8 protein-coding genes and 1 pseudogene are annotated in these 8,744 nt (G+C 28.7%); 7 read left to right on the top strand and 2 right to left on the bottom strand.

What is annotated here, in order from left to right; all coding sequences use genetic code 11:
- The 5 genes from HMPREF9129_RS06670 to HMPREF9129_RS06685 all read left to right on the top strand — a co-directional run.
- A partial coding sequence (locus HMPREF9129_RS06670) for a glutamate-5-semialdehyde dehydrogenase (protein WP_004821792.1) occupies positions 1-1,208 on the top strand: 1,208 nt, incomplete at its 5' end.
- A 2-nt stretch (positions 1,209-1,210) separates the two neighbouring features.
- Complete coding sequence (locus HMPREF9129_RS12410; protein ID WP_004821794.1) at positions 1,211-1,867, top strand: PALP domain-containing protein; 657 nt, start codon at positions 1,211-1,213, stop codon at positions 1,865-1,867.
- 32 nt (positions 1,868-1,899) lie between these two features.
- The gene (locus HMPREF9129_RS12415; protein ID WP_004821795.1) at positions 1,900-2,646 is read left to right on the top strand and encodes a PALP domain-containing protein; all 747 of its coding nucleotides are present in this window, start codon (positions 1,900-1,902) and stop codon (positions 2,644-2,646) included.
- On the top strand, positions 2,640-3,470 hold the full coding sequence (thrB, locus tag HMPREF9129_RS06680; protein ID WP_004821797.1) for a homoserine kinase: 831 nt from the start codon (positions 2,640-2,642) through the stop codon (positions 3,468-3,470). Before HMPREF9129_RS12415 ends, thrB begins: the two co-directional genes overlap by 7 nt.
- Complete coding sequence (locus HMPREF9129_RS06685; protein WP_004821799.1) at positions 3,457-4,362, top strand: DMT family transporter; 906 nt, start codon at positions 3,457-3,459, stop codon at positions 4,360-4,362. Before thrB ends, HMPREF9129_RS06685 begins: the two co-directional genes overlap by 14 nt.
- A 392-nt stretch (positions 4,363-4,754) precedes the next feature.
- Here HMPREF9129_RS06685 and HMPREF9129_RS06690 read toward each other — a convergent pair whose 3' ends face one another.
- Together HMPREF9129_RS06690 and HMPREF9129_RS06695 are read right to left on the bottom strand one after the other, a co-directional pair.
- Positions 4,755-5,309 carry a hypothetical protein gene (locus HMPREF9129_RS06690; protein ID WP_004821802.1) on the bottom strand — a complete coding sequence of 185 codons (555 nt, stop codon included), beginning with the start codon at positions 5,307-5,309 and terminating at the stop codon, positions 4,755-4,757.
- Positions 5,310-5,314: 5 nt separating this feature from the next.
- A complete protein-coding gene (locus HMPREF9129_RS06695; RefSeq protein WP_004821803.1) occupies positions 5,315-6,007 on the bottom strand; it encodes a hypothetical protein in 693 nt (230 codons plus the stop codon).
- 323 nt (positions 6,008-6,330) lie between these two features.
- On the opposite strand from HMPREF9129_RS06695, the pseudogene HMPREF9129_RS12825 reads away from it, so the two are divergent.
- Positions 6,331-8,322, top strand: a pseudogene (locus HMPREF9129_RS12825) (ComEC/Rec2 family competence protein); the annotation flags it as partial.
- On the top strand, positions 8,303-8,557 hold the full coding sequence (locus tag HMPREF9129_RS06710; protein ID WP_004821811.1) for a DNA polymerase III subunit delta: 255 nt from the start codon (positions 8,303-8,305) through the stop codon (positions 8,555-8,557). The pseudogene HMPREF9129_RS12825 and the gene HMPREF9129_RS06710, both read left to right, overlap by 20 nt.
- Positions 8,558-8,744: the final 187 nt, after the last annotated feature.

Below are 8,744 nucleotides of genomic sequence, written 5' to 3' on the forward strand. Positions count from 1 at the left end.
GCTGGAAGAGAGCTTGGAAAATTATCTACGGTAGAAAAAATAATATTTTAAATTCAATTAAAAATAGCCTATTAAAAAATTCTGAAAAAATATTAAATGCAAATTCCATTGATATAAAAAATGGCAAAGCTAACGAAATGAGCGATGGATTATTAGATAGACTATTGTTAACGGAAGATAGAATAAAAGCTATGGTAGATTCTGTTGATGTAATTATAAAGCTTGACGACCCGGTTGGGAATATGGACCAAGTAAATAAATTACCTAATGGAATTCAAGTTGGAAAGAAAATAGTGCCTATAGGCGTGTTGGCAGTTATATATGAATCAAGACCAAATGTCACTTTAGATGCTGCTATATTGGCGATTAAATCTTCAAATTCCATAATCTTAAGGGGTGGAAAAGAAGCTATTAATTCAAATAAGGCTATTGCAGACTCGATAAGAGAGGGTATAAAAGATGCCGGATTTGATGAAAATATGGTTAGCTTGATTGAAAATACTGAGAGAGAATCTTCAATTGAACTTATGAAACTAAGGGGATATGTAGACCTTTTAATCCCAAGAGGAAGTCAAAGGTTGATAAGCTCGGTAGTTGAAAATGCGAAAGTACCTACTTTAGAAACTGGAGTTGGAAATTGTCATCTATATGTAGATGATTCATCAGATATAGAAAAAGCACTTAGCATTTTTGAAAATGGCAAGACTCAGAGAATAGGAGTGTGTAATGCTCTTGAATCTTTGCTAGTGAGCGAAAATGTATCGGATGAATTTTATAAAGGACTACAAGATATTATAAATAGGTATAATTTAAAAGTTCATGGTTGCAAAAAAAGTGCTAAAAAAATAAAAAATGTTATTGAAGCTACCGATGAAGATTATGGAAAAGAGTATTTAGATTATGAATTTTCCATGAAGATTGTGTCAGGAATTGATGAGGCAATAGACCATATATATAAATATTCAACTCATCATTCGGAAGCTATAGTTACTGAAAATTTAAAAAATGCTACTAAGTTTACAGATGAAGTAGATGCAGCTTGTGTCTATGTAAATGCAAGCACTCGTTTTACAGATGGCTCTGAATTTGGGTTTGGAGCTGAGATAGGCATTTCAACTCAAAGAATGCACGCTCGTGGCCCGGTTGGGTTAAAGGAGCTCACAACTTATAAATATATTTTACTTGGGGATGGACAGATAAGAGGTTAGATATGAAATATTACAGTACAAGAGGAAATAGTTTTGTAGATTCAACTTCAGAAGCTCTCTTAAAAGGGTTAGCTGATGATGGGGGACTTTTTATTCCTGAAGAAATAAGAAAAGTAAATTTTACAGATGAAGAGATAGAGAGATTAGATTATACAGAATTTGTATACAAAGTAATATCTGCTATATTTGATGACTTAGATGGAGAAAAATTAAAAATAGAAATAGAGAAAGCTTATTCAAAATTTCCAAAAGATATACTCCCAATAAAAAATGTAGGCAATTTATATTTTATGGAGTTGTTTCACGGAGAGACAAGAGCATTTAAAGATTTTGCACTTTCACTACTTCCAAGATTAATTAAAATAGCTAAAGAAGAAAATAATATTGAAGAAAAGACTTTGATACTTACTGCAACTTCTGGTGATACTGGCTCTGCTGCTATAAGTGGTTTTTCGGGAGTAGATAATACAAATATAATTGTATTCTATCCAACAGATGGAATAAGTTTGATTCAAAGGGCACAGATGATTAATTCAGGCTCTAAAAATGCAACAGCTGTAGCTATAGATGGAAATTTTGATGATGCACAGTCTGCGTTAAAGAAAATATTTAATGATTTAGAGTTTAAAAAGAACTTAGAGAAGCAGGACACATATTAACTTCTGCAAATTCAATTAACATTGGAAGACTGGTGCCTCAAATAGCTTATTATTTTTATTCTTACTATAAATTAGTTAAAGAAGGAATTATAGAGAATGGAGAGAAAATATCTGTAGCAGTTCCTACTGGAAATTTTGGGAATATACTGGCGGCGTATTTTTCAAAACTTATGGGACTTTCAATAGAAGACTTTATATGCGCTTCAAATAAAAATAATATACTTGAAGATTTTATAAAGACTGGAGTTTATGATACAAACAGAGAGTTTTATAAGACAAATTCTCCGTCTATGGATATTTTAGTTTCGAGCAATTTAGAACGCTATCTTTCATTAAAATCAGGTGACTCAAATGAAATTTATAGTTTGATGAAGAATTTAAATGAAACAGGTAAATTTGAGTATAAAAATGATTTAGAAATGTTTGGCTTTTCATGTGAAGAGGAAGAAACGCTTAAAGTTATAGATAAGATATATAGAAAATCTGGCTACGTCATAGATACTCACACAGCGGTTGCTGTAAAAGCTGCAGAGAAATATTTGGACGGCAAAGATAAAAAGATATTGATTGCTGCTACAGCGTCTCCTGTAAAATTTGCAATGGAAATTTCAAAGGCTATAGGCTTGGATGTAGACGATGAAGCAAAAGCAATAGAAGAAGTTGCTAAACTTTCAAATGATGTTGAATTTTTAGAAAAAGTAAATACTGATTCTATGCAAGAATTAGTGATTGATAAGGAAGATATTAAAGAATTTGTAAGGGAGAGGATAATGTGTTAGTAAGAGTTCCGGCAACTTCTGCTAATATAGGTCCTGGTTTTGATAGCTTTGGAATAGCTTTTAATATTTACAATGAATTTGAATTTAAATTGGGAAAGGCCAAAGAAAATAATTTAATTTTGAAATCATTTAAATATTATTTTGAAAAACTCGGAATAGATTGCCCTGAAGTTGAAATAAATGTTGTATCCAATGTTCCACGTAGTCGTGGTCTTGGTTCATCAGCTACGTGTATAGTTGCGGGATTAATGGCGGCTAATGAGTACAAGGGGAATAAATTTGATAAATACAAAATTTTAGAGCTTGCCACTGATATAGAAGGTCATCCTGATAATGTTGCTGCGGCAATTTTTGGAGGACATACTATTGCTTTTGGAAGTACAGTTACAAAAGTAGAAGTAGCTAAGAATTTAAAGTTCTATGCTTTAGTTCCGAGTTTTGAAATGTCTACTGAAGAGTCGAGAAATTTAGTTCCAGAATTTATGGATAGACAAAGTGCCGTACAAAATATAGCTGGGGCTGCTATGATAACTAATGCCTTGAGGACAGGGGATTTAAATTTAATCATTAATGCTCCGGAAGATACCATTCATGAAAAGAAAAGATTTAAAATAATAGATGAATATGACAAGATAAAGGAAATATTTAAAGATAGTCATTCAAAATTGTTTTTGAGCGGTTCAGGTTCAACTATATTATTGGTTTCAAATGCAGATGTAGATTTTTCGAATGAATTTGATGAGATGGATAAACTAAAAAATGAATGGAAAATTTTAAGTTGTAAAGTTGATAACGAAGGAGCTACTGTTTATGGAACTATTTAAAAACAAAAGAAGTGCGATATTTATATCGTTATTTTGTATGTTTTTATGGGGTTCGGCCATTCCTATGATAAAAATGCAATATGAAATTTTATCTATTGAAAGTGGTGATATAGGCTCAAGACTTTTAGTGGCTGGCTTAAGATTTTTTGTTGCCGGAATTATAACAATATTCTATTTTAAAATTTTTAATAGAGAGGATAGAGTTGATTTTAAGAGTTTAAATTATAAATTTTTAATAAAGATAGCTCTTTTGCAGATAACTCTTCACTACCTTTTCTATTATACAGGATTGTTTTATACCGAGGGAGTTAAGGCTTCAGTTATACAATCTTTTAATGCTTTTATAATTGTTGTTTTTTCAGCTCTATTAATTAAAGGAGATAGACTTACAAAGAGAAAAATAGTAGCTTTAGTTATTGGAACAATTGGGATTATATTTATAAATTCAGGTGGAAATATAAGTACATCTTTCTCGTTTCTTGGTGAAGGTTCAATAATAATGGCTATAACACTAAATGGACTTGCAACAGTTCTCGTTAAAAAAGAAGGAAACAGTGTTAGTCCATTTATAATATCAGCATTTCAATTTTGCATAGGATGTATACCTCTTATAATTATAGGCATCATATTAAAACAAACAATTTGGACTGTTAATTTTAAAGCTGTTTTACTAATATTGTATGGTGGATTTATATCGGCAACGGCATTTACATTATGGTATATGGTTTTAAAAAATCAATCTACAGGAGAGTTTGGCATATATAAATTATTTGTGCCAATTTTTGGTTCAATATTATCTGTAGTTATTTTAGGAGAAACATTTAGTATAAGACTTTTAATTGGATTTGCAATGGTAATAATAGGCACTTTAGTGTTAAATAACAAAATATGAAAAATATTATACAAATCAAAAAGAGCTGTTACAAAAGTCCTAAAATAAAAAAGGCGAGGAAATAAAAAATTCTTGTCTTTTTTGATACAATGTAATCATGAAAAAACAAAAAGACACATTTTCATTAACTAATTTTATACTAATTAATGATACAATACAATTAAAAAGGCTCTAAAATATCTGTTAGAGATTTACTTCCCAACAGATATTTTAGAGCCATAAAAAAATTATGTCACAGAGTAGAATCATCTATTCTGCACATCACCTTTAGTTAATTTTTTATATTTAGTAGAAAAGATTCCATAACTGTGGCTAAATTTTGAGTATTTACAGTACCTTCTACTTCATACATATTTCCAGAACTTTTTAGGAATAGTTTTGGGTTTATTTTTCTAAAATATTTTTAAATCTATATTTAAGTTTTTAGAACGAGTTACATAGAAATTTGAAACATCACCTAGTGGAAAACCTAATATGGAAATGTAGTTAGGTACATTAGAAATTTCTTTTGCACCTTGAATTATCTCTTGAATGTTTTTGTTTCTAAAAACTTTATAGATAAAGTGTATGCCGTCAACATCTGTTGTAAATTTTGTGAGATTAAAAGCTTTTTCTGATAATTTATTTTTTATAGAGGTGTCTTTTGATATCTCATTTACTTTTTCAACTAAATTTCTGACTTCGGCAGTTTGTTCCACAACTTTTTCTTCTAATTTTTCAGATATTATATATTTATCTTTAGACACTTCTGTTGTATCTTTATATTTTTTAGAATTTTCAGAGTCCTTTTTAGATGAAGGTAAAGTTGAAGTCTTTATTTCATAAGTATCGTCTAATGTAACTTCTTTTTGATTATTTTCATCTATAAAGTTATCGGATTTATTTAAAGTGTCTAATTCTAAGTTAGATTCTATTTTAGGAGCTACATTAGATTTACTAAATTTCAATTCTTTTATTTTTTTAATATTTCAGATTGATTTACATTTAGTATGCTTTGCAGATTATCAATTATTTTTGATTTTTCAAAATAATCATCAATTGCTCTTTTACCACTGACTATGTGTATGGATATTTTATCATCTTTTTTAGAAGCTGACTTTATCTTCAACAAACCAAGTTCGCCTATTCTTTCGCACACTGGTCCAACTGACTCAATACTACCATATCCACGAATCATCAAAATATTACCTGTGTTATTAGTTGATAGGTTACTCAAAATTAGATGGTTTGCTGTGGATTCAATTTGTTCTATTTGCATAAAGCTTATATCGTTTGAGTCGATTACTATTTGGTTGTCTACAGAATTTATGTAGTAGTTTTCAACTTTTAAATTTGTAGCTTTATTGATTATAATTCTGACTATGGCATTTGCTGTTATTTGTTGAATCAAGTCAAGTCTGTTAGTATAGTCAATTTCAAATTTTAAGTTATTTGAATTTGTTTTAAAATAAATTTTATTGGAAATTTCTTTTGGTTCTGGTTTTTCGTCATTGACCTTAAATTTATCTCCAACTATGTTTTCAGTACCAAAAAACACATTTGTACTCTTTGGTAGGGCATATTTTACACCATTGATTTCTTCTATACCTTCAATGTCTGAAGTATGAACTTTTTCATAAGCTAATTTAATATATCTTTCTTCCATAATTACCTCTTTCCATACTATTTTATCATAGATTATTGTAAAATATAATTAGGATTTAAAAATGAGGTGTAGTATGGAAATTGGATTCTTAGGCATTTTATTTGGATATTTTTACCAATGTCAAAATATGTAATAGGTATTTCAATTTTAATATTATTATTTGACATTTTAAAGGATTTAAACAAATTGAGTAAGTACATTTTTATATTTATTCTGTTTTATATGATTGTGGGATTTAATGTTAAGACATCTGATATATCTTTTCCTAAAAATATTTCCACAAAGGGAGTAGTAGTTGATGATTATGCAAATGATGAGCTTAAATATGTAGTAAAGATTTCAAATAGAACAAATATAATTTTATATTCAAAACAAAATTTAAGAATAGGTGATGTAATAGATTTTTCAGGGAAGGTTAATAAGCCAGTAGGAAAAATGAACTCTACAGATTTTGACTATAAGGCATACTTGCTCAGTAAAAATATAAAGGCAAATGTATTTTCCAATGGTGAGAAATTAATTGGAGAAAATAAAGTTTTAGGATTTAGAGAAAAATTCAAGTCTCATGTAAATAATAGTTTTTATGGAATTTCAGAAAAACATGGAGAATTTTTAAAGTCTGTAATTTTATCTGATTCGAATTATATTGACGAACAAAATTTAGCGGTTTATAGAAATTTGGGAATAATGCATTTAATTGCCATGTCAGGTTTTCATATAGGAATAGTTCTCGAGGCGTTAGAAATTGTATTTAAGTCTATTAAAATTCCAAAAATCATAAGAAGAGTGACAGCTATTGTTTTGACTTTTATATATATTTGGTTAGTGGGTATGCCTGTAGCTGCATTGAGGGCTTTTGTAATGGCGAGTTGTCAACTGTTAGCTTTTTAATGAAGAAAAAGTATAGTGCTTTAAGTAGTTTGAAGTTAAGTGCTTTAATAATATTAGCTTTGAATCCATACAATATAGTTTCAAGTTCGTTTTGGATGAGTTATATGGCAGTTTTGGGAATTTTATTATTCTATAAGAGATACGATTATATTTTTAAAAGAAATTTTTTGACGAAGTCATTTGGAGTTTCAGTTGGTGTTTTTGTTGCACTAGCTCCTGTAATGGCATATTTTTTCTATGAAATAAATTTTTTATCAATAGTATCAAATGTAGTCTTGGTGCCAATTTATTCAATTGCTATAATTTTAGCTTTTGTCAATGTATTTACACCTCTCGGGATTTTAGTGAAACCATCCATTGAAGTTCTATTGATGTTTACGGATTTCACTTCTAATTTAATAGAATTAAATTTAAAGATCCCTGTTCCAAAACCAAGTTTGACATACATATTTATTTTATATTTAGGATTGTTCTTTATAGTAAATGATATAAGATTTAAAAAACATGAATTAAATAAATTTGCATTTGTATCAATAGTTTGTTTTTTAATCTTTTTAGGGGCGAAGTCTGTGATAGAAAGTAATACATTGCAAATAAATTCCATATATGTGGGGCAAGGGGATAGCACACATATAAGTTATAAGGGGAAAAATTATATAATAGATACAGGTGGGTCTCATGGTGATTTTAGGCCGGGGAAGATTTATTTATTAAATTATCTCAAGGGTAAGGGGATTAATAAAATTGATAAATTATTTATATCACATTTTGATGAGGACCATGTAGATGGTGTACTTGACCTAATTGGTAATATAAAAATCAAAAATTCTTATGTTCCATATTTAGCTGACAACAAATATGTAAGAGTATTGAAGAAAAATAGTGATTTGCATATATTTACCAAGAATAGTTATTTGAAAACCAACGGCTTAAAATTTGAAAGTTTAAATGATTATTCACCTTATAGAGAAGAAAATGAAAATTCTATGGTGATGCTTATGAATTTTAATGGATTTAATGCTTTATTTACAGGTGATTCAAATTGTATAAAAGAATTTGATAGTAATGTAGATTTTTTAAAGGTAGCTCATCATGGCTCGAAAAATTCCACGTCGGAAATATTTTTGAATTCGACAAGTCCTAAATTTGCCACAATATCTGCAGGTATAGGTAATTCTTATGGACATCCTCATATAGAAGTTATTAAGATGTTAAATTCAATTGGGACAAATTATAAAGTAACAGCAAGTGTAGGCGAAATAAATTTTGAACTAGGAAAAGAAATTAAGTTCAAAGGGTTTTTAGAAAAAAATAATTATATACATGAAGCATTAGCAATTGTAATAGATTTAATTACAATTATATTATTCTTAAAGAAAAATGAAAAAGTGTTAAAGGAGAATTATGGTTTATCAAGAACTTTATAATACTGAAATAAATGGAGCATATTTATTCTACGGCAGCGAACAGCTAATGATGGATAGGATGGTAAATGAGATAATTGAAAGCCAAACTTCGGAAAATTTTAGAAATTTTAATTTACAATATATAGATGGAAAGAACTTGGAAGTTAGTACATTGATTTCAGCGGTTGAGACTTTGCCGGTATTTGACTCTAAAAAAAATTGTAATTGTGAAAAAATTTTAATGATTTTATAAAAAATATACAAGATGAGACTATTGAAATAATGCAGTATATGAGTGAACATTCTATCCTTATATTTTTAGACTATGAAGATGAAGTTTTAAAGACAACTAAGTTTTATAAATATTTTTCTAAATTGAAGAGAAATGTTGAGTTTCCTAAACTAAGAGAAAATGAATTTAGAAAATTTTTAAATGAATA

The sequence above is a fragment of the Peptoniphilus indolicus ATCC 29427 genome, from assembly GCF_000227315.1.
Classification (GTDB): domain Bacteria; phylum Bacillota; class Clostridia; order Tissierellales; family Peptoniphilaceae; genus Peptoniphilus; species Peptoniphilus indolicus.